This window comes from Streptomyces sp. C10-9-1 (assembly GCF_024497955.1).
GTDB lineage: Bacteria > Actinomycetota > Actinomycetes > Streptomycetales > Streptomycetaceae > Streptomyces > Streptomyces sanyensis.
Map to the genome: position 1 here is coordinate 460,787 of NZ_JANHKP010000001.1, position 24,905 is coordinate 485,691.

Sequence of the window (24,905 nt, forward strand, 5' to 3'; positions counted from 1 at the left end):
CCGGCCCGGCGCGGTCGCGGCGGCTGCCGCTCACCGCGCCTCGGCCCCCGCGATGGCGGCGGGGAGTTCGGCGACCGAGCCGAGCACATGGGTGGCCCCGTGGGAGACCAGGCGCCCGCGGTCGTGGGCACCGGTGAGGACACCGGCCACGAGCCCGGCGCCCGCGCGGACACCGCTGAGCATGTCGTAGGCGGTGTCGCCGGCGACGGCGACGCGGGCCACGTCGTCCACGGCGCCGGTGCGCAGCAGGGCGGTCAGCACGAGGTCGGGGAAGGGCCTGCCGCGACCGCCGGCGTCCGCCGGGCACAGCGCCAGGTCGGCGAGGTCCCGCCAGCCGAGGGCGTCGAGCAGCGCCTCCTGGGTGGCACGGCCGAAGCCGGTGGTGAGGACGACGGTGCGGCCCTGCTCCCGCAGGCCGCGGACGGTGTCGGCGGCGCCGGGGACGGGGGTGACGGCGCCGGCGGCGAGAAGCCCGGCGTAGGACTCCTCGAAGGCGGTGGTGGCCCGGCGGGCCTTGGCCTCGTCCCCCGCGAAGAGGTGCCGGAAGACGGAGATCTTGGACTCGCCCATGGTGGCGCGGACGTGCGGGAGCAGGGGTGCGGGGTCCTCGCCCAGGCGCCGCGCGGCGTCCGCGAAGGCCCGTTCGACGAGACCCCCGTCGGAGACGGTGGTCCCGGCCATGTCGAGGACGACGAGGCCGACGGCGGCGCACGGGGCGGTGGCGGAGGGGACGGGGTTCACGGGGTTCACCAGCCCAGTTCGTTCGCGGTGGTCTCGGCGATGGCGGGAGCGCAGGTCATGCCGCGGCCGCCGGGCCCGGTCACCAGCCACACACCGTCACGGACACGCTGGCGGTGGACGATCCGGGCGGGGTCCGTGCACTGCGCGTACACCCCTGCCCAGCGGCGGCGCACGGGAGGCAGCGGACGCCCGAGGAATCCGCCCGCGACACCGGCGAGGTGCTCGTAGGGCTCCTCCTCCGTGTCGAAGGCGAAGGGCTCCTCGTACGCGTGGGTGTCGCCGACGGTGAGCCCCCCGTCGAGCCGCTGGACCATCAGCAGCTGCATGCGGTGGGCGGCGGGGACGGCTTCCTGCGGCTGGACGGCGTCGAGGGTCCGGGCGTCGTAGGCGGGGTAGTAGCGGAAGCTGTCGGCGTCGGCGACGGAGGTGGGCAGCGGCTCGCCGAGCGGGGCGGTCTGCATCATCTGAAGGCGGACGCGGCGGACCGGGACCTCCCCGGCCAGGTCGCGGACGAGGCCGCCGAGCCGGGCGCCGGTGCACAGCAGCACCGTGTCGCCGCGGTGGACCTCGCCGTGGTCGTCGCGGACGGCGCACTCCCCGACGGCCTCGCGCACCTCGCGGCCGGGGAGGAAGGTGTACCGCCCGGTGGCCCGGAGCACCCGGCGCAGGGCGAGCTGGGCGGTGCGCGGCTCCACGGCGGCGTCCCGGGAGCAGTGCAGCGCGGCCCGGAACCCGCCGCGCAGGGCGGGGTTGACCGCCCTGGCCCGTTCCGCGGTGAGCAGGGTGAAGCCGCGGTCGGCCGCGTCGGGGCGGGCCGCGGCGGCCTCCGCGACGGCGTGCTCCGCCTCGGTGCGCACGGGAGTGAGGGAGCCGTTGGGCCGGAAGCCGAGCGCCGGGACGCGGCGGCCGATCTCCTCCCACAGTTCGCGGGCGCGCAGGGCGGTCCCCAGTTCCCGGCCTCCGGCGCGCCCGCTGACCCAGATCTGCCCGAAGTTGCGGCAGGAGGCGCCCCGGGCCTCCTGTTCCCTTTCGAGGTGGACGACTTCATGGCCGCGCTCCAGGGCGTGCCAGGCGTGCAGGGTGCCGAGCACCCCCGCTCCGACGATGACGACTCGCTGTGTTCTCACACCCCGAACGCTCGACGCGCGGGGTGTCCCGGCCGGATCGCGGGGGCGGCCGTCCGGTGAACGGGCCGTCACGTTTGGACCAGACCCGTTACTTTTCCGTGATCGACGGGGAGCGCGGAGGAGGCGGCCCGGCTCGGGCCGTCAGCCGTCCAGCCGGGTGGTGAAGCTGAAGCGGTCCCCCCGGTACAGCGTCCGGACCCTCTCCAGCGGCCGCCCGCCCGCGTCCCGGGAGAGCCGGTGCAGCAGCAGCATCGGCAGCGCCGGCGGGGTGCCGACGAGAAGCGCCTCGCGCGGCGTGGCGAGCACGGTCTCGATGCGCTCCTCGGCGCCTCCGAGGGCCAGCCCCGGCCGCTCGCGGAGAAAGGCGTAGAAGGAGGAGTCGGGGTCGAACTCCTCGTCGAGGCGGGGCACTCGGGCGACGGCGACATAGGTGCTCTCCAGCCCGATCCGCTCGTCGTCGGCGAGCAGCACGCGCTCCATGTGCCACACGCCCTCCCCCTCGGGCAGGTCCAGCTCGGCGGCGAGCGGGCCCGCGGCGGCGAGGCGCTCCAACCCGATCAGCGTGCGGCCGGGGCGGCGGCCCTGGCGACGGACGCCCTCGGTGTAGCTGGAGAGGGAGAGCGGCTGCTCCAGCTTCGGCCCCGCCACGACCGTGCCGCGCCCCTGCCGCCGGAGGCGGCCTTCCAGGACGAGTTCGCGCAGCGCCTGGCGCAGGGTCTCGCGGGAGACCCCGTAGCGGACGGCCAGGTCGCGCTCGGCGGGCAGGGCACCGCCCTCGCCCAGCCCGTCGACGAGGGCGACGAGATGCGCCTTGACGGCGTAGTACCTGGGGACGCGGCCGTGCTCCGGGATGCCGGAGCGCACGGGGGCGCCGGGACTGGTGTCGTGCGGTTGCTCCACGGGGCGGATCCTGCCGGACCCGGGTGAACGGGCGGTGCCGCGGGGGCCGCGCACGCGGGCGCGGCGACGGGGCGGGAGGACCCCGGGGATCGCGAGGCGCCGTCCGCGGGGCGGTGCGGAAGCCCGTCCGCTGCGGGCTCCGGGGATGTGAGTTCGCTCACCGGACACCCCGTCACACCGCGGGGTGTGACCTGACCGTGCATCAGAACCCGCCGCGGCCCGTCTGGCCGAGATCCGAGGGCGCACCCGCCGGGCGGTCCCCCTCCCCCGGGACTCCCCCGCACCCCCTCCGAGCCGCCACGGGCCCGGCAGGACGGCGGTCCGGGCCCCGGGGGGCGCCCGTCCCGGCAGGGGCGCGGACGGTTCGCGACACGAGCGGCGAAGTGTCCGAAACTATCGGCTCAGGGCATGTGCCACCGCAATCACGGAGGTCGGCGGACCAAGAGTTCCCTATCGCTTAGCGATCCGTATACCGGGACAGGTCCATACCAATACCCGTAGGTGTGTGATCATGAGCGCCGCCAGGTGAACCAGGTACACAGCGTCGTGTGCTGGACATTTCGATCCACGCTCGACTGGAGAGCCCTTATGGCATTGACAGGGGAAGCCCTGCTCGATTCCGCGGAAGACCTTCCCGGCGGCGCAGCCGCCACCGGGACCACGACCCAGGCGGCGACCGCCCGCACGGCGGAGCGGACGTTGCCGAACGCACATCGCGAACCACTCCACGACACCGTCGTCGTGATCCCGGCCCGGAACGAGGAGGCCGAAGTCCTCGGCTCCCTGGAGTCCCTGGCCGCCCAGACGCACCGGCCCGACCTGATCCTGGTCGTGGTCAACAACTCGACGGACGGCACCGAGCGGATCGCCCGCGAGTTCGCCGGGCGCCCCGGCGCTCCGCGGACCCGGGTGCTGTCCCTGCCCAGCAACCCCCACAAGAAGGCCGGGGCGCTCAACCACGGCCTCGCCCGCCTCGCGGAGGAGGGCGGGAACCTGACCGGCGCCGCCCGCTACGTCCTCGTCATGGACGCCGACACCTCGCTGCACCCCCGTTTCCTCCAGCGGGCCAGGATGGTCCTGGAGTCCGACCCGCAGCTGGGCGGCGTGAGCGCCACCTGCTACGGCCGCAGCGGGCTGTGGCGGACCCCCTGGCAGCGCTACCTCGCGGGCATGCAGATCATCGAGTACGGGCGGTACGCCCACACCCGCTCCCGCAGCGGCCTGCACACGATGGCGGGCGCCGGGTCGTTCTACCGCTCGGCGGCCCTGCAGCACCTCATCGACGCCCGCGGGGAGGTGTTCTGGCAGCACAGCGGCAACCTGGTCGAGGACTACGAGACCACACTGTCGCTGAAGGAGGCCGGCTGGCGGGTGACGGCCAACCAGTACTGCGTCGCCTACACCGACCTGATGCCCGCCCTGGGCGACCTGGTGCGCCAGCGGGAGCGGTGGGTGCGCGGCACGCTGGACATCATGCGCCAGCGCGGCTGGACGCGGCACACACGGCTGTCGATCGTCCAGTACGTCCTCGGGCTGCTCGGCTTCGCCTACAGCCTCGGCTGGGTCGCCGTCTGGGCGGCGCAGTCGGTCGCCCAGGGGCAGCCCGCCGGGGACCCGCTCTGGCTGCTGCTCCTGCTCGCCTGGTCGCTGTTCTCCGCGGTCCGGGTGGCCCCCCTGGGCTGGAAGGCCATGCTGGTGTGCGCGCTGCTCCTGCCGGAACTGGTCTTCCAGTTCATCCGGACCTACTGGATGGGCACCTCCCTGTGGCGCTCCTACACCTCGGGGGCCGCGACATGGGCGTGACGCGCACCCTCTCCGCACTGGGGCCCCTCGGGCTGGTCTTCCTCGGCATCAGCCTGGCGATCCTGCTGTTCAGCGTCGCCTGCTACCTGGCCTCGTTCGCCCGCAGGCGGCGCGACGCCCGCGCCGTGCACGAGCGCGCGGGGCGGCCCCCCGCCGTGTTCCCCTCCCGCGAGCCGTCGCCGCGGTGAGGTCCGCCCCCGGGCGGGGCGGGGCCCGGCCCCCGCCCCGCCCGGTGACCGGCCGACGGCCCCGGACCGGCCGTCGCCGGACCGGCCCCTACCGGATCGGGTGAACTGTTCCCGAACCCCTGGGTGAGCACGTACCCCTGTGCTAGCGTCCAGGCCGCGATCGCACCCCAACGGGTGGACGGACAGCGGTCGTTGACACACGGGGGCAGGGCATGAACGCATCGCCGGCATCGGCACCCGAACGCCTGCTGCACGACGCGGTGGTCGTCGTCCCGGGCATCATGGGCAGCACGCTGCGGGACACCGAGACGGACACCCCGTTATGGGGCGTGGGAAGCATCCTCGGGTACTCCGCGCGCCTGCACGCCGACCGGCTGCGCGCGCTGCGGGTCACCGACGCCGAACGCGGCGGGGCGGTCCGGGTCGAGGCCACCGGACTGCTGGGCGTCGCGGACTGGCTCCCGGGCCTCGGCGGGGCCCAGCCGTACGGCGAGCTGGTCTCCCGGCTCCGCCGCGAGGCCCTGGACCGGGCCGCCGTGACCGCCTTCCCCTACGACTGGCGGCTGTCGGTCGAGCACAACGGCGCCCTGCTGGCCGCCGCCGTCCGCGAGCACCTCGCCGCCTGGCGCTCCCACGGCGCCCACCGCCGCCACCTGTCCGAGCACCCCGAGGCCGGTCCGGCCAAGGCCGTCATCGTCGCCCACTCCATGGGCGGGCTCCTCGCCCGCGAGGTGGTGCGGGACGAGGAGGCGGCCGCCGAGGTACGCACGGTCATGACCGTGGGCACCCCCTTCGGCGGCTCGGTGAAGGCCGCCGTGATGCTCAACTCGGGCCGCGGCGCACCGCTCGGCCTGCCGCCCGGCGTCCTGCGCGAGGTGACCCCGACCATGCCGGGGCTCTACGACCTCCTGCCCGGCTACCGCTGCCGCGAGGAGGACGGGGACATGCACGCGCCCGGGGTGGACGACATCGTGGCCCTGGGAGGCCGCCGCGACCTCGCCGAGGCCAGCACCGCCTGGCGGTCGAGCCGCTCCGGCACCCTGCTCCCGGACCATGTGATGGTCGTCGGCATCGGCCAGCGCACCTGGCAGAGCTACCGCATGCAGGGCACGGCCGCCGTCGCCCAGCGGTACATGCTCCGCCGCGACGGCGAGCGCCCCCTGCTGGACGGCGACGGCAGGCCGCGGTGCGAGGACCGCACCGGGGACGGCACCGTCTACCAGTTCGCCGCCCATCTGCCGGGCTCCGGCGCACGGCCCGTGCACGTGTACCAGGAGCACGGCGCCCTGGTCCGCAGCGCCTCCGTCGTCGACCTGGCCCGCGGCCTGCTGCGCGGGCTGCGCCACACCGACGGGCTCGGGGCGATGCTCGGCGGGGAGGGCTTCGGCCTGCACGTGCCCGAATGGGTCGCCGAGGACGAGCCGTTCACGGTCGAGGTGAGCGGTCTGGACCACGGCGCCGCGGACCCGGAGTGCACGGTCCGGGAGATCGGCGGCCTGGAGAGGGTCGGCCACCCTGGGCTGAGGCCGCTGCGCGGCACCCGGTCCTCCTGGTCGGCGCTCCACCGCACCGACGGGCCCGGGCTGTACGAGGTGGAGGTGCGCGGCGGGGCGGAGCCCTTACGCCGCCTGGTGGCGGTCCTCGCGGCGGTGCCCGGCTGACGCGATGAGCCCGGAGTTCACGCCCCGCCCCGGGGCGTCCGCCCCTCCGCCGCACCTGCGGCCGGGGACGGTCCCGCACCCCGCCGCCCCGCCCGGCGCGCCGTCCTTCGGCGCCCGCGCCCATCCCCTCCCGGCCCAGGACGACGGCGAGGTCGCCGACTCCTTCGACGTCCACGCCCTTCCGGTCGGACCGGTGAGCTGCTACCCGGAGGTGGACACCCGCGGCGAGGCGGACCGGGTCACGGCCGTGCTGCGGCGCCTGGGCGGCCGGCCCGCGCCCGGTCCCGGCGGGCGTCCCGGGCCTGCCCTGCTGCACTCGCTGTCCGAGGCGGACGACGCCCTGGCCCGCTGGGCCGGTGAGTACGGCGACCGGGCGGCGCGCCCCTCGGTCCTGCTCTGGATCGGACACGGGGTCGCGCAGCGGTCCGGTCCGGCGCTGCTGGTCCCCGCGGGCGCGGGCCGCCGGGACGACGCCCGGGTGACCCCGGACCTGGTCGCCCACCACCTCCACCGCGAGCAGCAGCTCCGCGACACCGAGGAGGGCCACTGGGCCGTCGTGGTGATCGAGGCCTGCAACGCGGCCGGCTTCGCCAAGGAGCTCAACGCCCGCCTCCTCACCCGGGACCTCTCGCCCTGCTCCCTGCTGCTCGTGGGCTCGGGCAGGCCCGCCGCCCAGGGCTACCTGGGCGCCTTCCGCGCGGCGCTGGAGGGCTACCTGGACGAGGTGACCTGCCGCGACGAGGTGTTCAGCCTCCGGGATTTGCAGTGCCGGCTGAAGGGCCGCCAGGTCTGGGCGGAGATCATCGGAGAGGAGACCGCCCGGGAGCTGCGGTTGCGGCTGCGCGACCGGGTCCCCCTCGCCGGTGCCGTCACGGTGGCCGAACAGCGGCGCCTCCAGGCCGAGTTCGACGGAGCGCCGGAGCGCTCGGCCTTCGAGCACGCCGCCGTCGGGCCCGGCTTCCTGGAGGTGGTCCCGGACTTCACCGGCCGCACGGCCGCCCTGGACGCCGTCTCCGCGTGGTACGCGGACCCGGGCGCACCACCCGTGCTCGTCGTCACCGGCCCGCCCGGAACGGGCAAGTCGGCCCTGCTCGGCGAGGTGCTGCACCGCTTCGCCGCCACGGCCCGCAGCTCCCCGGACCGGGCCCGGATCGGTGCGGTGCTGCGCCTGACCGGGAGCACCCCGGAGGACGTGTCCGGGCAGCTCGCCCGGGCGCTCGGCGCCCCGCTCCCCCGCGCCCCGGAGCCCTCCGCCGCGGGCCCGGGGGACGGCGAGCGGGAGGGGCTGCGGCGCCGCCTCGCCGACCGCGCCGCGCCGACCGCGCCGGCCCTGGTCATGGCCGACGCCCTGGACGAGGCCCGCGACCCGGTACGGGTGGGCGCCCTGCTGAGGGAGCTGACCGAGGCGGCGGGCGTCCGGCTGGTCGTGGGCACCCGCCCCAGGCCCTACGGGGAAGAGGGCACCGGCGGGGCCCGGCTGGACCTGCGGGCCGTCCTCGGCTCCACCACGGGCCGGGCCCGCGTCCTCGAACTGGCCGCCGACCCCGACGCGGCGGCGGACTACGCCGCCGACGGCGTGCGCCGCATCCTCGGGGAGCACCCGGTGCAGGACGCGGCCCGGGCGGAGGCCGCCGTCGGGCGGGTGCGCCGGGCGGTCCACGCGCATGTCGCCGGCGGGTCCTGGCAGTTCCTCCAGGCGGCCCTGGCCGTGCGGGAGCTGGAGCAGCGCCCCGGACTCCTCGCGGGGGACGAAGCCTCCGCGGCCGGGCTGGAGCAGGTCCTGGCCAGGGACCGCACCGGGCTCTTCGGCGCCGCGCTCGACCGCATCACGAAGGGTCTGCCCGCCGCCCGGCCGCTGCTGGCCGCCCTCGCGCTCGGGCAGGGCCGCGGGCTGCCGCGCGCCGACGGCGTGTGGGTCCAGGCGGCGGCGGGCATCGCGGGCGGGGCCGACACCCCCGGCAACGAGGACGCCTCGCTCCTGCTGAGCCGGGCCGCGGCCTATGTGCTGCTGGACGGGGAGGACCGGCGCAGCGTCTACCGGCTCGGCCACCGCACCTACGCCGAGCAGCTCCAGGCGGCGACCACGGCGGAGGAGCGCCTGGGCATGCTGGGCGCGCTGCTGGAGCTGGCGGACCGCCAGTGCGCGGCCGGGCAGCCCGTCAGCCCGCATCTGCGGACCCGGCTCGCCCAGTACGCCGCCGACTGCGGCGCGCCGGGCTGGAAGGCGCTCGCCGGGCACCCCGCGGTGCTGGACCGGCTTCCCGTGGCCGCCCTGGGGGCCCTGGCGCTGGCCCCGGGCGGGCGGCGGGGCGTGGCGGCGGCCGCCGAGCTCCCCGCAGAGCTGCTGGGCACCGTCGCCTCGGCCCACCTGATCGACCGGGCGGGCCCCGGGGACCGGCCCGGGCTGCGCCAGCTGGGCGGGCTGCGGGCCACCGGCCGGCTGCACCCGGCCGGGTCCGGGGCCGCCTGGGAGGTGTGCTGGGGGCGGCTGCGTCCCGCGCCCCCGCACCTGACCCTCGACACCCCGGACGGCGGGGTGTCTGCGCTCGCCGCCCGGCCCTCGGCGCCGTGGCTGGCCACCGGCTCGCTCGACGGGACGGTGGTGGTCTGGACCCCGTGGACCACGCACCGGCCCGCGCTGCTGCTGCGCGGCCACGACCGCCCGGTGACCGCGCTGGCCGCCCACGGCGGGCCGGAGGGGCCGGGCGTGCTGCTCGCGGCCTACGACGACCGCACCCTGCACCGGTGGGACACCGGTGCGCCCGAGTGCGCGCCGGCGGCCCTCGCCTCGCCGGAGGCGGTCCGGGTGCTGGTCGCCCTGCCCGACGGCAGCGGGCGGTTCGCCGCCGCCGGGGACCGCGGCCACCTCGCCCTGCTGGGACCCGGTCCCGGGTCGGTGCGGACGGTTCCCGGCCCGGCGGCCTCGGACGTGGTCGGACTGGTCCCGCTGCCCGGGCCGGGCGGCGGGCAGTGGCTGGCCGCCGCCCACCGGTCGGGCGAGCTCGAACTGTGGGACGTGACCGGGCGGGAGGCGTCCCGGGTGGCCTCGGTGCGCACCCGGGTGCCGCTGACGGCGCTCGCCGCCGTCACGGACGCCTCCGGGGCCCGCTGCCTGGCCACCGCCACGTCGTACGGGGACACGGGCGACGTGCGGCTGTGGCGCGTCGACGAGGCGGCGGGCCGGGTCGCGCTGCTGTCCTCGGGCGCTCCCGCGCCGGCCGCCGGCGCCCCCGGCGGCCGGGTGCTGGCCACCCTGCCGACGCCGCGGGGCGACGCCCTGGTCGTCGCCGGAAGCGGGAGCCCCCCGGTGCTCCTCCGTCCCGGCGGCGGCCCCGGCCGGACGGTGGGCCGGGGCGACGCGGGCGGCGCCACCGACGTCGCGGTCCTGGCCGGTCCCGGCGGCGGGCACGTGGTGGCGACGGCGGCCCTGCGCGATCCGCGGGTGCGCCTGTGGGCCCCCGGCCCGATGGACGGCACCGCCTCCGGCCGCCCCGCCGGGGCGCCGCGCGCCGCGGCCCTCGCCCGGTGGTTCGCCCCGGACGGCACCGAGACCGTGGTCGTGGCCGAGGAGGGCGGCGCGCCGGGGCTGCGTGTCCTGCGCGCGGCGGACGGCCGGGAGACCGCGCCCGGGGCACCGCCGCCGTCCCCCCGTGCGGGGGCGGGCCCGCCGGCGCCCGCCCCGGTCGCCGCCCGGCACCGGGCGCGGGTGATGGGCTGGGCGGAGCTGGAGGGCGCGGGCTGCACGGGGCGGTGGGCCAGCCTGGGGCGTGAGGGGGACCTCCGGCTGTGGCAGGAGCGCGCCGGAGGCCGCTTCGAGGAACTGCGCCGCGTCCCCCTCGGGTCCCCGGGAGTCGCTCTGGCGGCGCTGCGCGGCGGACGGCTGGCCGTCGCGGTGGAGGACGGGGTGGCCGTCCTCGCGACGGCCGCCGGGGAGGCGTGTGCGGCGGACGGCGGGGGAAGGGAGAGGACGGATGACTGAGGGTCTCGGCTCGGAGGAGATCGCCGACGTCCTGGAGCAGCTGTTCACCGGCCGGAGGGCGGTCTACGCCCCGGAGGGCGAGGTGCCCTACACGCTCGTCGGGGCGGTGGAGGAGGTCATCCCGGGGGAGCTGGTGCGCTTCGTGCTGCGCCACCCCGGGCTCGAACGCGACCGGGAGGTGTCGCTGTTCCTCCATGTCCACGGGGTGGTCGGCGAGTTGTGGGAGCACGAGGTCCGCAACCTGCTGCGGCTGCGGATGCTGGGCCATCCGGCCCTGCCGCTGATCGAGGACGGCAAGTTCGACCAGTCGCACCGGGTGGCGTTCATCATGACCCGGCAGGTCGGCAAGCCGCTCCCGGCGGAGGGGTGGCAGGACGTCCGCGCCTGGGCGACCACCTACCCGGTGGCCGCGTTCGAGCAGTTCAGCCTGCTGGCCGACGCGCTCAGCCAGCTCCACGGGACGCGGATCGTGCACCGGAACCTGACCCTCGGCGCGATCCGGATCACCCAGGTGGAGGGCAAACCCGCCCAGGCGGCGCTGTCGCTGGCCCGGTTCGAGCTCAGCGCGCTGCTCAACAACCTCCTGCAGGTGGTCAGCGGCCCCAGCGGCCGGGGGACCTACGACGACGCCATGCGGGCCCTGTTCCACACTCCCCCGCCGGGGATCGGCCGGGGCCAGCACCTGGCCTACCTGGCCCCGGAGAACTACCCGTGGGTCTTCGGGGACCTGCGCTCCCGGCGCCTGGACCACGGCAGCACGGACGTGTTCGGACTGGGGGTGCTGGGGTGGGAGCTGTTCGTGGACTCCCTCACCGAGCGGCTCCCCGAGGAGTGCGCGGCCGTGGACCGGGCCGGGCCCGAGGAGACGGCCGACGCGCTGCTGCGCCTGCACTCGGCGATGCGCACCGTCCTGCACACCGACACCCGGCTGCCGCGCCCGCTGAGGACCGCGCTGCTGTCGATGCTCGACCCCTCCCCCACCAGCCGCAGTTCGTCCTTCGAGGCCTCGGCGGCCCTCCAGCGCGACTGGACGGCGGTGTCCCTGGCCCTGGAGCCGCCCGCGGAGGGTGTCCGCCCCAGGCTGGTGGCCTTCATGCCGGAGCAGTCCGTGACCACCATCCACGAGACCCGGGGCTGGACGGACCACCGCACCGACACCCCCGAGGGCTGCCGGGAGCTCGGGGAGTTCCTGGCCGAGGAGCTGGCCCAGGCCGAACTCGTCCACTGCCCCGGCGGCGCCGAGGGCTACGTCCAGGGAGACGACCGCAGGGCGCTGGCGGAGGCGCAGTGGGTGCTCATCGGCACCCAGGCGGTGTGGTTCTGCGCGTACCTGTACGACGAGACCGTGATGCGCCGGCGTATCGCCACCCACAAGGACACCCTGGTCATCAAGTACCTGGTGGACAAGCGGTACGCGGGCGATCTGCTGTCGACGTGGCCGCGGCGCCGGATCGGCAAGTTCGACCTCGTGCCGTTCTACGTGAGCAAGTCGCTGGCCGACGAGCGGCGGGGGCGGCCCTCCTGGGAGGACCTGACCTCCGCGGTGGCCACCGAGCGGGTGCTCCAGGACAGCGAGGTCCAGTCGATGCTGCGGGCCTTCTCCTTCATGCTGGAGTACCGGGGCGCGGTGCTGCGCGCGCGGAGCTACCCGTACCGGCTGGTCGACGACGAGCAGGGGCGCCTGGTCCTGACGCACGACAAGGACCGGGACCGCCGCTGGCTGCACGGCGACCCGCTGCTCACCGCCTACGCGTCGGGAGGCAGGCGCCGCCCCCCGCTCGGCGACTTCGTGCAGCAGCTCGCAGGCGAGAACGAGTTCGCGCAGCTGGTGCTGGCGGAGGACCGCAACACCGGGCAGGGGACGGGCTTCGCCGGCCCCTACTTCGGCGGCCGGACCACCCGGGTCCGCATCGCCCGGCGGCTGGACGCCGACTCCTTCGTGGTGGACGCCCCGGCCCAGCGCCGGGCACTGCCCGAGACCGGCTGGCTGCGCCCGGACGAGGACCGGGGCACACAGGTCCAGTTGCGGCGCGAGGCCCGGGGCTACGACTCGCTCGTCCACAAGGCCGGGCTGGCGCGCACCCTGCACCGGCCGCGGTCGATCGCGCTGCGCGGCGGCCGGGCGCCGGCGACCGCGGACCGGGAGGGCACCCGGCTCCAGGGCAGGGCGCCGCAGATCGTCTCCGACATGCTGAAGCTGCACCCGTTCTACGCCCTCCAGGGTCCGCCGGGCACGGGCAAGAGCACGGTGGTCGCACGGGCGTTGCGGGACTACCTCGGCGGCGAGTACGGCGCCCGGGTCCTGGTGAGCGCCCAGTCCAACGACGCCCTCGACCAGCTGGCGGGGAAGATCGTCGAGGAGCTGGGGCCGCGGATCGAGGACCGCTCGCTGCTGGTGCTGCGCGAACTCTCGCGCTCCAGGGACCCGCAGGACCTGCCGCCCGGCCTCCGGCGCCTGACGGCCGAACCACTCGCGGAGGACATGGTCCGGCACATCGAGCAGCGGGTGGCCGACGGCTGCCGGGGGGCGGAGCCCGGCGAGGAGGACCTGATGCGCCGCTGGGCGGCCGTCGCGCGGGCCGACATGGTGGAGCTGACGCAGCGGATCACCTCGGGCGCGGACGTCGTGCTCGCCACCTGCTCCGTCGCGGGCGAGCTCACCGACGAGGTCCGCGACCCGTCCGACATGTTCGACTGGGTCATCATCGAGGAGGCCGCGAAGGCGTGGCCCACCGAGATCGTGATGCCCCTGGTCCTGGGGGTGCGCTGGACACTCATCGGGGACTACCTGCAACTCGGCCCGCACCGGGCGCAGGACGTGGAGAGCTTCCTGCACGGCCTCGCCTCCAACCAGCACGAGCGGATCCGCCTCCACTACGACCAGCGCGAGAGCTATCTGGAGTTCGTGCAGCTGTTCAGGCGCTTCTTCGACGGATACACCCCGGGCAGGCCCGCCGACGCGGCCCGCCCTGCCGACGTCCTCGGGATGCAGTTCCGGATGCATCCGACCATCGCCCTGCCGTTCGCGACCGCGTTCTACCCCTCCGGTCCGGACGGGGACCCGTCGGCACCCGCCGCGGGGGCACCGGAGTCCCGCACGTTTCTGCGGTCCGCCCCCGACCTCGGGAGGGTCCATGGCCACCGCAGGCCGGAGTACCTCAGGGACGCCCCGCTGGTGTGGCTGGACACCTCGCGGCGCGCGGGCTGCGGGGACATCGGCCACTGGTCCAACCCGGGCGAGGTGGAGGTGGTCGAGGAGCTGGTGCGGGAGCTGGGCCTGGCCGAGCGGACGGACGACCGGCAGCTCACCGTGCTGACCCCCTACCGGGGGCAGGTTCGGGCCCTGGAACGGGACTTCCTGAAGGGGCGGGTGCACACCGTGCACTCCTTCCAGGGCGGGGAGGCGGAGACCGTGGTCGTCTCCCTGGTGCGCAGCGTGGACCGGGGCCCCGACCCCCGCCGGAACGTCGGCCACACCGCCCTCCCCGAGGTCGTCAACGTGATGCTCTCCCGGGCCCGGAGCCTGCTCGTGGTGGTGGGGAACCTCGACCACTTCGAGCGCCACGGCGGGAAGGACTGGGAGACCGTCATCGGGGTCTTCCGCGAGGTGGGGCGGGTGGTGGACGCGGCGACGGGCGAGATCATGCCCCGGCGGGCCCCCGGGGAGGGGCCCGCGGCGGCCCGGGAGGGCACGGCCGGGCAGCCGCCCGCGCAGGCGCGGCCCGAGAGCGCCGCGGGCGAGGCGGCGGAGGAGAGCCGGTGACCGAGACGACACTGATCGCCGTCCCCTGCCGGGTGATCACCCTGCGGGTGGAACTCGGCGACGACTCGGGGGCGTCCACCCTGGAGTCCCTGGTCCTGGAGGCCGTGGACGGCGGCCGACGGACCGTCGGCGAGCTGGGCCGGCTGTTCTCGCTGCCGCACCGGCTGATGCTGGACGTGGTGCACGGACTGTGGAGCCGGGGGTTCCTCGCCGTGGACTTCTCCACCCACTCGCTCCGCAGCACCGCCCGGGCCGACCAGGTGGCCCCCCGCGGCGAGGACGGCCAGCACTCCCTGGCGACCAGGGTGCGGCAGCGCCGGTTCCTCTTCGACCCGGTGACCGCGACCGTCCTTCCCCACGAGCAGGGCCACAGCCGGGTGCCGCACGGAGCCCTGGAGATGCCGCTCGCCCGGGGGATCTCCGAGGACGACCTGCCCCAGACGGAGCTGCTGCGCGCCGTCCGGCACGCCGTCGACAGCGACGGGCGGCGGCGCAGCGACCACCACCGCGTGCTGAACGTGTCCTTCGCCAACCCCGTTCTCAGCCCCCCGCACGCGGTGTGCTGGCGCACGGTGGAGACCGTGGTCAAGCGCGACCCGGCCAGCGGGCTGGTCGCCGCCGTGCCCGTCTCCCCTCCGCCCGGCTGGGGCAGGCGGGCGCTGGAGCTGTTCCAGGCGCGCATCACGGACCTGGTGCGCAGCAGGCCCGAGAGCCGGTTCGTCCGCCTGCTCAGCGAGCGCCAGATCCCGGAGGCGCACAGCCCCCAGAGCCTGCGCAGCCAGCTGCTGGAGCTGGAGGGTCTGGCGAGGGAGCTGACCCGGGCCGCGGACGAGCGGGTCCCCGCGCTGCACGACGAGCTGACCGGCCGGGCGCTGCGGGTGTGGGAGGAGGTGGCCGAGGCGCGGCGGGCCAGGTGCTCGGCGCAGAGCGTGGCCGCCGGGGCGGGTGTGGACTGGGTGGTGCAGGACCTCGTCGAAAGCGCCACCCGCCAACTGGTGCTGGCGGTACCGGAGATCACCTACGACGCGCTGCACCCGGTGCTGCCCCTGCTGGAGCTGGCCGCGAAGCGCGGCGTCACCCTGGTGTTCCTGTGGGGCAGCCACCCCTACGCCAAGCTGGAGGCGCGGGTGGCCACTGCCCTGTTCGACCTCCAGGCGCGCTTTCCGCAGGCGGTGCTGCTGGAGCAGCGCAGCAGCGGCAGCGCAGCCTCGGTCGTCGTCTGCGACGACCGTGCGGCGTTCGTCGGCTCGCGCAGCGTCCTGTCCGGCGACACGGGCTCCGGGGTGCTGGTGGGGCCCGCCGACGGCGAGGACGGGCAGCCGGAGTGCGTGTCGGAGCTGCTCGGCTGGGCGCGGCGGACCTACCCGTACTGGGAGACGGGCCGGGGCATCGCCCTGGCCCCGGCGGACTTCGGGCGCCGCGAGGGGGCCGCGGAGAGGGGAGGTCCGCAGCGGCCTCCCCTGCCGGAGCTGGAGGAGAGGTGGGACGAGGACCCGGCCGCGCACCGGACCGGCTGGGCGGCCGCCTGGGGACGGGTGCTGCGCCGGCTGGCGGAGGACGTGGACGACGTCCACCGGGGCGCGCCGGTGGTCCGGGTCGCCTGGGACGGCATGTACGTCGAGCTGGCGCAGCGGCTGGCGTCCGGAGCCGTCGAGCGGCTGGCCCTGACCGACGACACCGCCGACCCCGACGGCGCGGAGGAGCAGCTCGCGGAGCGGCTGTCCGGGCTGCGCGGGAAGGGGGTCGTGGTGCACCTCCAGCATCCGCCGTCCTCCGAGGCCCGCAGGCGCGAGGGCGCCTACGCGGAACTGCTGAGGCGGCTGGCCACGGAGCGGACACTGCGCGCCACCAGGGCCCGGGCCCGTGCGGTGCTCAGCGACCACGAGGTGGTCGTCGGCAGCCACCACCCGCTCGGCGGCGGGGGCACGGGCCCGGCCCGCGGCCGCCCGCCCGGGGAGCTGGGTCTGCACATCGTCGGCACGGCCTTCACCGCGGACTTCGCCCGGGAACTCGGGATCCCCGACTGGTACGGCGTCGGAGGTTCGGCGGAGCCGCCGGTCTACCTTCCGCCGCTGCCCGCGCTGGACGCCGCCCCGGTGCGCGACGACCCGTGGGCCGTCCTGGACAGCCGGCGGGAGCGGGGGGAGCCGCCGGAGGTGCTGCGCCGGGAGGCGGCGGGCCTGCTGCTGGGGGGAACTCCGGGCGAGCGGGAGCGCCGCACCTGGGCGCGGTGGCTCGCGGACGACGCCTGGGCGCGGGGGGCGTTCGTGGAGGCGCTGCTGCTCACGCCGTTGCTCGGCGGGCCGGCGGGGGCCGGGGCGGACCTGGCCGCCGCGGCCGTCCCGGTCGAGCACGGGCCGCTGGGCTACCGGCTCTACGCCGGTGCGGTGGAACTGGCCTCGGCCCCGGCCGGGCACCGGGCGGTCGCCCTGGTGGGGGCCGTGGCGGAGATGCTGATGCACGGGGACGCCACGGGCGCGGAGGTGTGCGAGGTCCTCCTCGAAGGCCCCGCCGCCGAGGGGCTGCCGCCGTCCTGGGTGCGCCTGGGGGGTGCGGCGTGCGCCTACTTCCGGCAGGAGCCCGTACCCCTGCCGCTCCAGGAGGCCAACGAGTGGGCGGCCCGCCAGGCGCGGCTGACCGACGTGCGCGAGCGGTGGGAACGCCTTGGGGCGGAGCTTTCCGACTTCGAGCGGATCAGCCACCACTTCACCTTCCAGGACGGCGAGAAGCTCCACCGAGGGCTGTTCAGGGACGGCCGGATGCTGGCCGTGATCCGGGACGCGGCCCGCCAGGAGCAGCCGCCCGGCCACGCGGCCGGGGCTCTCGCGGCACTGCCGCGGAGCGAGCTGGAGGCCCGGGCGGTGATGGACCGGGTCTCGGCGGAACTCGGGGTGCGCAAGATCGAGTGGCGCCACCACATGGCGTACGCGGGCCGGATCGCCGAGTTCCTGCGCGAGGCGCGCGCGCTGGCCGGGCTGGGTGGCGACGGCACCGGCCGGGACACCCGCAGGCTGCCCGTGCTCAGCGCCGGGCAGCGGGAGTTCGCCCGGCAGCTGGACCGGGAGTGGCACGCGCTGCTGGCCGAGTCCCACGCGCTGGGTGAGCCGGCCCGCCATCCGGCGGCGGCCCTCCTCCAGGCGCTGTCCGCGCTGCCGAAGGCCGGACAGGAGGGCGCATGAGCGCGGAGGGGACGCACGCCGGTGCGGTGGACCGCGCCCTGCTGGAGGACTGGCCGGGCCGCTTCCGGTACCCGGGGGTGCTGATCGCCCTCACCGCAGGGCCGGAGGAGCCGTGGGACGCCGCGGAGCTGGCCCGTTCGGTGCTCGCCCGCATCGGCGGCCGCCCGCCGCGGGTGGTGTGCACCGAGCTCATCGAGCAGGGCGAGTTCGACGCGGCGGAGTACCTGCTCGCGGGTTGCCCGGAGCTGAGGGGGCACGAGGCCGGGGCGCTCGGGCGCAGGCTGCGCGCGGCGAGGTCGGCCGCGGAGGAGGACGTGCGCCAGCGGGTGGCCGCTCTCCGGCGCCGCGCCACGGCGGCGGGTGTCGCACCACAGGAGGTCGACACGGTGGAGCTGGCCGCCCGCGCCCGCCGCCGGACCGCCGCGGTGGACGGCGAGCTGGCGAGGGCGGGGCGGGCGGTGGAGGAGCGGCTGGCGCCCGTGGAGCGCGAGCTGCGCGACCTGTTCGCCCGGCAGGCAGGCGACGGGAGCCCGGCCGCCGGGGCGGGCGGCGGGCGGGTCGGGGCGCTGCTGGACGCGGGCGAGCTGGTGGCCGCGCGGACCCTCATGCAGCGGGAGCCGATCGGCTCGCCGATCCCCGAGAGCGCCGCCCGGCCGCCGCTGTGGGACGACCGGTGGGACCCGGAGGACGTCCTCGAGTACCACCTGAACCCCTCCGCCGCGCGGCCCCCGGAGTTCGCCACCTGGGCGTGCGCCGATGACGGCGGGGCCGCCCTGCTGGCCGCCTACGACCTGCTGAACCGGGACGACTCGGCCGCGGCGGCCGAGGCCTTCGCGGACGCCTTCGGCCGCTTCCTGGGAGCCGAGGGGGGCGGGGCGGTGGCGCACCGGGTGCCGGGGACCCGCTTCCATCTGACCTACTTCGACGGCCTGTTCGGCGGTGAGGGCCTGTCCGGGCTGCATCCGACCGGGCGCGTGGACCTGTACGTCGGGGGGCCGGGCGCCCAGGCCCTGCCACCCGGGCTGGCGGGGCAGGCACCGCATGTGGCCGTGGCCCCGGGCCTGGCGGCCCAGGAGTACACCGACCGCCAGGCGACGGCCGTGCTCTCGCTGCGGGACCTGCTGCGGCTCGTGGTGCTCCACCGCGACCGCCCGGCGGCCGCGCTCGCGGTGGTGGCACGGCAGTGGCCGGTCTCCGCGCTGGTCGGCCGCCGCGCCGCCGATCTGGCGGGCGTGCTCGGGCAGGAGCCCGCCGCCGCCTGGCGGACGCTGCGCTGGATCGCCCACCTCTCACTGGGGTACGGGCCCGACGCGGCGCAGGCCATGGAGAACTGCACCGCCATGGATCCGGGGTCGCTGGGGGTGATGCTGCGCTACGCGGAGCACCTGGCGGCGGACTCGGGCTCCGGGCCGTGGTCGGCGGAGGGCAGCGGCTGGCAGCGGGACGCGGCCCTGGTGCACGCGCTGCGCGAGGAGCTGGTGGGCCGCTGCGGCAGTCCGGAGGCGGAGGCCGCCTGGTGGGCGGCGCTGGCGGCGTGCGATCCGGCGGACGGGCAGCTCAGCCGGGAGAACCTGCTGCTGACGGTGGAGCTGTACGCGGACCGGCCGGAGGCGCCGCGGCGGGTGGCCGGGGGCCTGCGGGAGCTGGTGGCCGCCGGTCTGCTGGCCGCCGACGAGGGCGTCGGCGGCGAGGAGCGGCTGCGGGTGCCGCTGAGCGGGATCGCCCGGATGCTCCGGGCGGATGCGGACCAGCAGGTGGCCGGAGCACTCGCCCGGCTGCGGCCCTCCGGCGCGCCGCGGTCCGGAGGGGACGCGGAGGAGGGGGCGGCCGGGGAGGAGGCGCTGTCCGTCTGGGAGCGCAACCGCTTCGCCACCGTCCCGTCCGCGGCCCGGTACGGGGAGGCGGAGGCCGCCGGTGCGGACCGCGGGGCCCTGGCCGCGCTGCGCGCCGAGGCCGAACGCGAGCTGCACGGGCAGGACCCGGAGGAGCTGGTCCCGGACGGGCGTGCGCCGGGCACCGAGCTGGCCCCGCTGCTGTCGGCGCTGGAGGCGCAGTGCCGTGCGCGCTACCCGGGCATCCGGATGGACGTGCGGTGCCCGTCGGCGCTGCGTGCGGGTGTGCCCGGGCCCGTGCTGCGGGCCGTGCTCTTCGAGGTCCTGGACAACGCGGGGCGCGCGGCGGCAGCGGTGGAGGGGGGCCTGGTCCAGGTGGTGGCGACCTCGGAGAGCCCGGAGGCGCTCGTCGAGGTGCAGGACAGCGGGTCCGGCCTTCCGGCGGCCTCCCGCGGCCGCCGGGTCTTCGCCCTGAGTGCCGCGGGACGGCAGGAGGGGCGCAGCGGGGGCCTGCACCGGGCCCGGCGCTTCCTGCGGGCCTTCGCGACGCCGTCGGTGGAGGCGGAGCTGGAGGTGTTCCAGTCCTCGCATCCGACGCTCACGGGGGCGGCACTGCGGCTGGTGCTGCCGGAGCACCCCGGCGGGACCTGACGGCGCGGGGCGGCGGTGCGGGGGCGGGCCTCCTCCCGCGGGCTCGCCCCCGGGAGGGGGCCGGGCCGAGCCCGCGGGTAAGACCCTCTCGGCGACCGCGCCCCTGGCCCCGGTCTGCTGCCTGTAAGACCCTCTCGGCCGCTGCGCCCCTTGTCCCCTATATAGGGGACAAGGGATCGCGCCCGTCCGGACGCCCCACGGGAAGAACACAGTTTCGAAGCACTGCGGGGCGTCGGGTTCTCCGAGGCTCGGGCCACCGCTAGAGTGTGCGAACGCGCAGAGCGGCGCGGGGGCCGGTCCGGTACGCCCGGACGGCGCCGGTGGCGGGCTTCGCGCTCGCCGTACCGCACGTCCCCGGAGGTTCCGCAGCATGACCGCTGCCCTGCCGCTCCCGCGACCTCCCCCGCACCGGCGCCGCCGCCCGCTCCGCACCCCTCCCACGGCCCTCACCCCGGCTCGGTTCCCCCGGGTGCGGAATCCGTCGCGAACCGCCGGGAGACCCGGCCGAATCATCGCGGTTCCGCCCGCGCCCGCCGTGTCCGGCGGGCGGACCCTGACGCTCCGCTGTCGCCGGTACCGCCGCCCCCGGAGCCGTCCGCATCCCCGCCGCGAAAGACCGCAGAGTCCGCCGCAACGGCCTCACCGGCGGAAACACGGGGTGCGACGCCTAGACCACTCAGGATCAGGTGTCCGATACATGGATCCTTCTGTTCATATAACGATCACGTCACCGACCCAGCAGATTCGAAGATTACTCGCCGTTATGTGATGTGCGTCACTAAGGATCTCGTAAGGACCGTGGTAGACATGCGCCACTCCGCAGTCGGCGCGCCCCACGCGTCGGAGCAGAGTGGCCGGCTCCGCCGGTAGCAAGACCAGGGTGCCGACGGCCGAGTCCGCGGCCCGCCGAGCACCACGGGTCGCCGAACGAACAACGGCGTTCGCTCCCAGCCCCGCACACCGACCGGTGTGGACACCCCTCCGCACACCGGCCCTGCGTCATCGAGGTAAGCCAACGTGTCACTTGAGTCCATGACCGAATCCGTCGACTCCGCCGTCAGCGGGTTCTTCGAGCCCGTAGCGAAGTGGCTCGGCGAAGTCGTCTTCTACTCGGTAAACATCAACGGAACGGCCCTCCCCCTGATCGTGGCCTGGCTCGTGGTGGCCGGTCTGGTCTTCTCCACCTGGTTCGGGTTCATCCAGATCCGCAAGTTCCGGCTCGCCGTGGACGTCGTCCGCGGCAAGTACGACGACAAGAACTCCGCCGGTGAGGTCAACCACTTCCAGGCCCTGACGGCCGCCGTCTCCGGCACCGTGGGCCTCGGAAACATCGCCGGTGTGGCCGTCGCCGTCTCCATCGGTGGCGCGGGCGCCACCTTCTGGATGATCCTCTGCGGCCTGCTCGGCATGGCCACCAAGTTCGTCGAGGTCACGCTCGGCGTGAAGTACCGAGAGGTGCACGCCGACGGCACCGTCTCGGGTGGCCCGATGCACTACCTGCGCAAGGGCCTGGTGGACCGGTTCGGCCCCGGCGGCAAGACCTTCGGCAAGATCCTCGCCGTGCTCGCCTCCGTCATGGTCCTCTTCTTCGGCCTCTTCGGCGGCAACCTGTTCCAGGTCAACCAGTCCTACGCCCAGCTCGTCTCCGTCACCGGTGGCGAGGACGGCCTGATGGGCTCCTCGACCGGCGCGCTGTTCTTCGGTCTGGCGATCGCCGCCCTGGTCGGCATCGTGCTGCTCGGCGGCATCCGCTCCATCGCCTCGGTCACCAGCCGCCTGGTGCCCGCCATGGCCGGCATCTACATCGTCGCCTGCCTCGTCGTGATCCTGGTCAACGTCACCGCCGTCCCGGCGGCCGTCGGCACGATCATCGAGGGCGCCTTCAACCCCGAGGGCGTCGCGGGTGGTGTGATCGGTGCACTGATCATCGGCTTCAAGCGCGCCGCGTTCTCCAACGAGGCCGGCCTCGGCTCCGCCCCGATCGCGCACTCCGCGGTCAAGACCAAGCACCCCGCCAGCGAGGGCCTGGTCGCCCTGCTGGAGCCGTTCATCGACACCGTCGTCATCTGCACCATGACCGCGCTGACCATCGTCATCGCCAACCCCGCCAGCTGGGGCGAGGCGCGTGCCGGTGAGTCCATCGGCGGTGTGACCATCACCTCGGACGCCTTCGGCACCGTGATGCCGTGGTTCCCGTACATCCTCACCCTCGCGGTGATGCTGTTCGCCATCTCCACGGTTCTCACCTGGGGTTACTACGGTCTGAAGTCCTGGACCTACCTCTTCGGCCGCAGCAAGGCCAGCGAGATCACCTACAAGGCCATGTACACGGTCGTCGCCGTGGCGGGCTCGCTGCTCACCCTCCAGACGCTGATCGACATGGCGGACGCGGTGCTCTTCATGCTCGCCGTCATCAACATCGTCGGCCTCTACCTCCTGGCCCCGATCGTCAAGCGGGAGCTGGACAAGTTCCTGGCCTACGTCAAGTCCCGCGATGCGGGCGAGAAGGTCGACGGCGGCGAGGACGAGGACGAGGAGCCGGCGAAGGCCACCGTCTGATCCCCTCTCGCCACACGGCCGAGAACGGGCCCGTCCTCCCGCACCCGCGGGGGACGGGCCCGTCCCGTTCCCCGCGGGTGCCCCCGGGGTGGCGCCCGGCCGGGGCCTCACCCGCCGGGCGGCCCGGAGGGAAGGGCCGCGATCCGCTCCGCGGCGCGCGGGCGGTCAGCACCCGCCGGGGCACCGGAGGACCGGTCGGGCCCCGACAATTAGGGCATTCGACCCATTGACCCCCAGGCCCGCGAAGCGTTCCATGGACATAAAGGAAAAATAAGGCGGCTGGCAGGAGGTGTGGCCCACCATGACCACCCGATCCGACATCGAACAGCACCCGGACGTCGCCGAGATGCGCTCCCGCTTCGAGCGGGCCACCTCGAACCCCACGGCCCAGTCGGTCGAGACCCTGGCACTGATCACCGGCGTCTACCTCGCGGCGTCCCCGTGGATCGCCGGGTTCAGCGGTCTGACGGCTCTGGCCGTGACCAACCTGATCCTCGGCCTCGCCTACTGCGCCTGCATGGGCGGGTTCGCGTCCGCCTACGAGCGCACGCATGCGATGGCGTGGACCGCCTGCGCGATCGGCGCGTTCACGATCATCTCCCCGTGGGTCGTCGCCGGGAGCGTCGACACCACCCGGACCGTCGTCAACAACGTGATCGTCGGTGCGGTCGCGCTGCTCTGCGGCCTGGCGATGGCCGCCGGCGGGCGTCGTGGGCGCGGCGCCGCGTCCTTCGGCCCCTCCGCGATGAGCTGAGCGGCCTCCCGCCCGCTCCGCCCCTCGCACCCGCGAGGCCCCGGTCGCCCGGGGCCTCGCGGGTGCGTCCGCCCGTCGCGGCTCAGGAACCGGGGCCGGGCGTCCCGCCGCTCAGCCGCTCGCGGTCGTCCGGCCGGACCTGGATGACGAAGAGCGCGATCAGCGCGGCGATCACGGCGAGGACGGCCGCCACCACGAAGGCGGCCGAGACCCCGGCGCTGAGGACCTCGTCGCCCCAGGGCGGCGGCAGTTCACCGGTGCGCCGGAACAGCAGCAGCTCGGCCGGTCCGGCCTGCTCCAGGAAGGCCGGGACCTGGCGCTCGGCCTCCTCCGCGCTGACCGTGCCGAAGACCGTGACCAGGATCGACAGGCCCAGTGAACCGCCCACCTGCTGGGTGGCGTTCAGCAGCCCCGAGGCCGCGCCCGACTCGTGGTGCGGCACCCGGGAGAGGGCCATCAGGGTCAGGGACACGAACTGCATGCCCATGCCGAGGCTGAAGACCAGCATCGGCCCGAGGATGCTGCCGGCGTAGGTGGAGTGCACGTCGGTCAGCGTGAGCCAGCCCAGGCCCGCGGCGGACAGCAGCGCGCCGGTCACCATGAAGGGCTTGGGCCCGAACCGGGGCAGCAGCTGCGAGGCGGTCCCGGCGCCCACCGCGATCACCGCGCTGACGGGGAGGAAGGCGAGCCCCGCCTCCAGCGGGCTGAAGTCCAGGACGTTCTGGACGAACAGCGTGAGGAAGAAGAACATCCCGAACATCGCGGCGGCGAGGCAGAGCATCATGCCGTAGGTCCCGGCCCGGTTGCGGTCGGCGAACATGTGCAGCGGGGTGATGGGCTGGCGCGAGCGCCGCTCCACCGCGAGGAAGACCGTCAGCATCGCCACGGCGACGCCGAAGGACGCCAGGGTGAGCGGGTCGCGCCAGCCGTCCTGGGCGGCGCGGATGAACCCGTAGACCAGGGCGGCCATCCCCAGGGTGGAGGTCAGCGCGCCGAGCAGGTCGAAGTGGCCGGGGTGCCGCTCGGACTCCCTGATGTAGCGCGGGACGGCCAGCACGATCAGCAGGCCGATGGGGACGTTGACGAACAGCACCCAGCGCCAGTCCAGCCACTCCACCAGCATCCCGCCCGCGAGCAGCCCGATCGCGCCGCCGCCCGCCGAGACCGCCGCGAACACGCCGAAGGCCCGGTTGCGCTCGGGGCCCTCGCGGAAGGTGGTGGTGATCAGGGCGAGTGCGGTCGGGGAGGCGATGGCGCCGCCGACACCCTGCAGGGACCGGGCCGCGAGGAGCTGGCCGGGGCTCTGGGCGAGGCCGCCCAGCAGCGAGGCGAGGACGAAGAGCAGCACACCGGCGACGAACACCCTGCGGCGCCCGAGGATGTCGCCCGCCCGGCCGCCGAGGAGGAGGAGACCGCCGAAGGTGAGGGTGTAGGCGTTCACCACCCACGACAGGCTGGTGGTGGAGAAGTCCAGCGCGGTCTGGATGTGGGGCAGGGCGATGTTCACGATGGTGATGTCGAGGACCACCATCAGCTGGCAGGAGGCGATGACCAGAAGGGCGATGCGCTTGCGTCCGGCCTCCCCCGCGTCGGGGCCGTGGACGGTCGGCGTGGCGGGCTGGGGGGTGGTCATGGCGCATCGTGTCCCGGACCGGGGATCCCCCGCCGTCCGGGTCCCCCGTTCGGCGGGTCGGTGGGCGGGGCGTCCACGGTACGACGTTAGGTCCGGCCCCCCGGGGCCACCACTCGATCTTCGCCGGGTGGCACG

At 75.6% G+C, this 24,905-nt stretch carries 13 protein-coding genes; 9 read left to right on the plus strand and 4 right to left on the minus strand.

Features of this window, described 5'->3' with window-relative positions:
- Positions 1 to 30: 30 nt before the first annotated feature.
- The 3 genes from NPS70_RS01980 to NPS70_RS01990 form a co-directional block, all read right to left on the minus strand.
- On the minus strand, positions 31 to 753 hold the full coding sequence (locus tag NPS70_RS01980) for a phosphonatase-like hydrolase (protein ID WP_374211920.1): 723 nt from the start codon (positions 751 to 753) through the stop codon (positions 31 to 33).
- Entirely contained in the window at positions 747 to 1,868 is a 1,122-nt protein-coding gene (locus NPS70_RS01985; protein ID WP_256521963.1) for a TIGR03364 family FAD-dependent oxidoreductase, read from the minus strand. Before NPS70_RS01985 ends, NPS70_RS01980 begins: the two co-directional genes overlap by 7 nt.
- A 141-nt stretch (positions 1,869 to 2,009) precedes the next feature.
- Complete coding sequence (locus NPS70_RS01990) at positions 2,010 to 2,768, minus strand: GntR family transcriptional regulator (protein WP_256521964.1); 759 nt, start codon at positions 2,766 to 2,768, stop codon at positions 2,010 to 2,012.
- A 588-nt stretch (positions 2,769 to 3,356) separates the two neighbouring features.
- On the opposite strand from NPS70_RS01990, the gene NPS70_RS01995 reads away from it, so the two are divergent.
- The 9 genes from NPS70_RS01995 to NPS70_RS02035 all read left to right on the plus strand — a co-directional run bounded on the left by NPS70_RS01995 (position 3,357) and on the right by NPS70_RS02035 (position 23,137).
- Positions 3,357 to 4,571 carry a glycosyltransferase family 2 protein gene (locus NPS70_RS01995; protein ID WP_256521965.1) on the plus strand — a complete coding sequence of 405 codons (1,215 nt, stop codon included), beginning with the start codon at positions 3,357 to 3,359 and terminating at the stop codon, positions 4,569 to 4,571.
- A complete protein-coding gene (locus tag NPS70_RS02000) occupies positions 4,562 to 4,759 on the plus strand; it encodes a hypothetical protein (protein WP_256521966.1) in 198 nt (65 codons plus the stop codon). The genes NPS70_RS01995 and NPS70_RS02000 overlap by 10 nt, the downstream gene beginning before the upstream one ends.
- 212 nt (positions 4,760 to 4,971) lie before the next feature.
- Positions 4,972 to 6,420, plus strand: coding sequence for a triacylglycerol lipase (locus NPS70_RS02005; RefSeq protein WP_256521968.1), 1,449 nt, complete (start codon positions 4,972 to 4,974; stop codon positions 6,418 to 6,420).
- Between the two features lie 4 nt (positions 6,421 to 6,424).
- The gene (locus tag NPS70_RS02010) at positions 6,425 to 10,399 is read left to right on the plus strand and encodes an AAA family ATPase (protein WP_256521969.1); all 3,975 of its coding nucleotides are present in this window, start codon (positions 6,425 to 6,427) and stop codon (positions 10,397 to 10,399) included.
- The gene (locus NPS70_RS02015; RefSeq protein WP_256521970.1) at positions 10,392 to 14,162 is read left to right on the plus strand and encodes an AAA domain-containing protein; all 3,771 of its coding nucleotides are present in this window, start codon (positions 10,392 to 10,394) and stop codon (positions 14,160 to 14,162) included. Before NPS70_RS02010 ends, NPS70_RS02015 begins: the two co-directional genes overlap by 8 nt.
- Positions 14,159 to 17,341 carry a hypothetical protein gene (locus NPS70_RS02020; RefSeq protein WP_256521971.1) on the plus strand — a complete coding sequence of 1,061 codons (3,183 nt, stop codon included), beginning with the start codon at positions 14,159 to 14,161 and terminating at the stop codon, positions 17,339 to 17,341. Before NPS70_RS02015 ends, NPS70_RS02020 begins: the two co-directional genes overlap by 4 nt.
- Positions 17,338 to 19,824, plus strand: a complete 2,487-nt coding sequence (locus NPS70_RS02025; RefSeq protein ID WP_256521972.1) for an ATP-binding protein — start codon at positions 17,338 to 17,340, stop codon at positions 19,822 to 19,824. The genes NPS70_RS02020 and NPS70_RS02025 overlap by 4 nt, the downstream gene beginning before the upstream one ends.
- 1,017 nt (positions 19,825 to 20,841) lie before the next feature.
- On the plus strand, positions 20,842 to 22,383 hold the full coding sequence (locus tag NPS70_RS02030; RefSeq protein ID WP_256521973.1) for an alanine/glycine:cation symporter family protein: 1,542 nt from the start codon (positions 20,842 to 20,844) through the stop codon (positions 22,381 to 22,383).
- A gap of 301 nt (positions 22,384 to 22,684) precedes the next feature.
- Complete coding sequence (locus tag NPS70_RS02035) at positions 22,685 to 23,137, plus strand: SPW repeat protein (protein WP_256521974.1); 453 nt, start codon at positions 22,685 to 22,687, stop codon at positions 23,135 to 23,137.
- Positions 23,138 to 23,219: 82 nt separating this feature from the next.
- Here NPS70_RS02035 and NPS70_RS02040 read toward each other — a convergent pair whose 3' ends face one another.
- Entirely contained in the window at positions 23,220 to 24,770 is a 1,551-nt protein-coding gene (locus NPS70_RS02040; protein ID WP_256521975.1) for an MFS transporter, read from the minus strand.
- Between the last annotated feature and the right edge of the window lie 135 nt (positions 24,771 to 24,905).

Bases quoted from the DNA above. Each gene is read 5' to 3' on its own strand.
- NPS70_RS02000 (WP_256521966.1), top strand. From the start codon at position 4,562: ATGGGCGTGACGCGCACCCTCTCCGCACTGGGGCCCCTCGGGCTGGTC.
- NPS70_RS02010 (WP_256521969.1), top strand. From the start codon at position 6,425: ATGAGCCCGGAGTTCACGCCCCGCCCCGGGGCGTCCGCCCCTCCGCCG.
- NPS70_RS02040 (WP_256521975.1), bottom strand. From the start codon at position 24,770: ATGACCACCCCCCAGCCCGCCACGCCGACCGTCCACGGCCCCGACGCG.
- NPS70_RS02035 (WP_256521974.1), top strand. From the start codon at position 22,685: ATGACCACCCGATCCGACATCGAACAGCACCCGGACGTCGCCGAGATG.
- NPS70_RS02015 (WP_256521970.1), top strand. From the start codon at position 10,392: ATGACTGAGGGTCTCGGCTCGGAGGAGATCGCCGACGTCCTGGAGCAG.
- NPS70_RS01995 (WP_256521965.1), top strand. From the start codon at position 3,357: ATGGCATTGACAGGGGAAGCCCTGCTCGATTCCGCGGAAGACCTTCCC.
- NPS70_RS02025 (WP_256521972.1), top strand. From the start codon at position 17,338: ATGAGCGCGGAGGGGACGCACGCCGGTGCGGTGGACCGCGCCCTGCTG.
- NPS70_RS02005 (WP_256521968.1), top strand. From the start codon at position 4,972: ATGAACGCATCGCCGGCATCGGCACCCGAACGCCTGCTGCACGACGCG.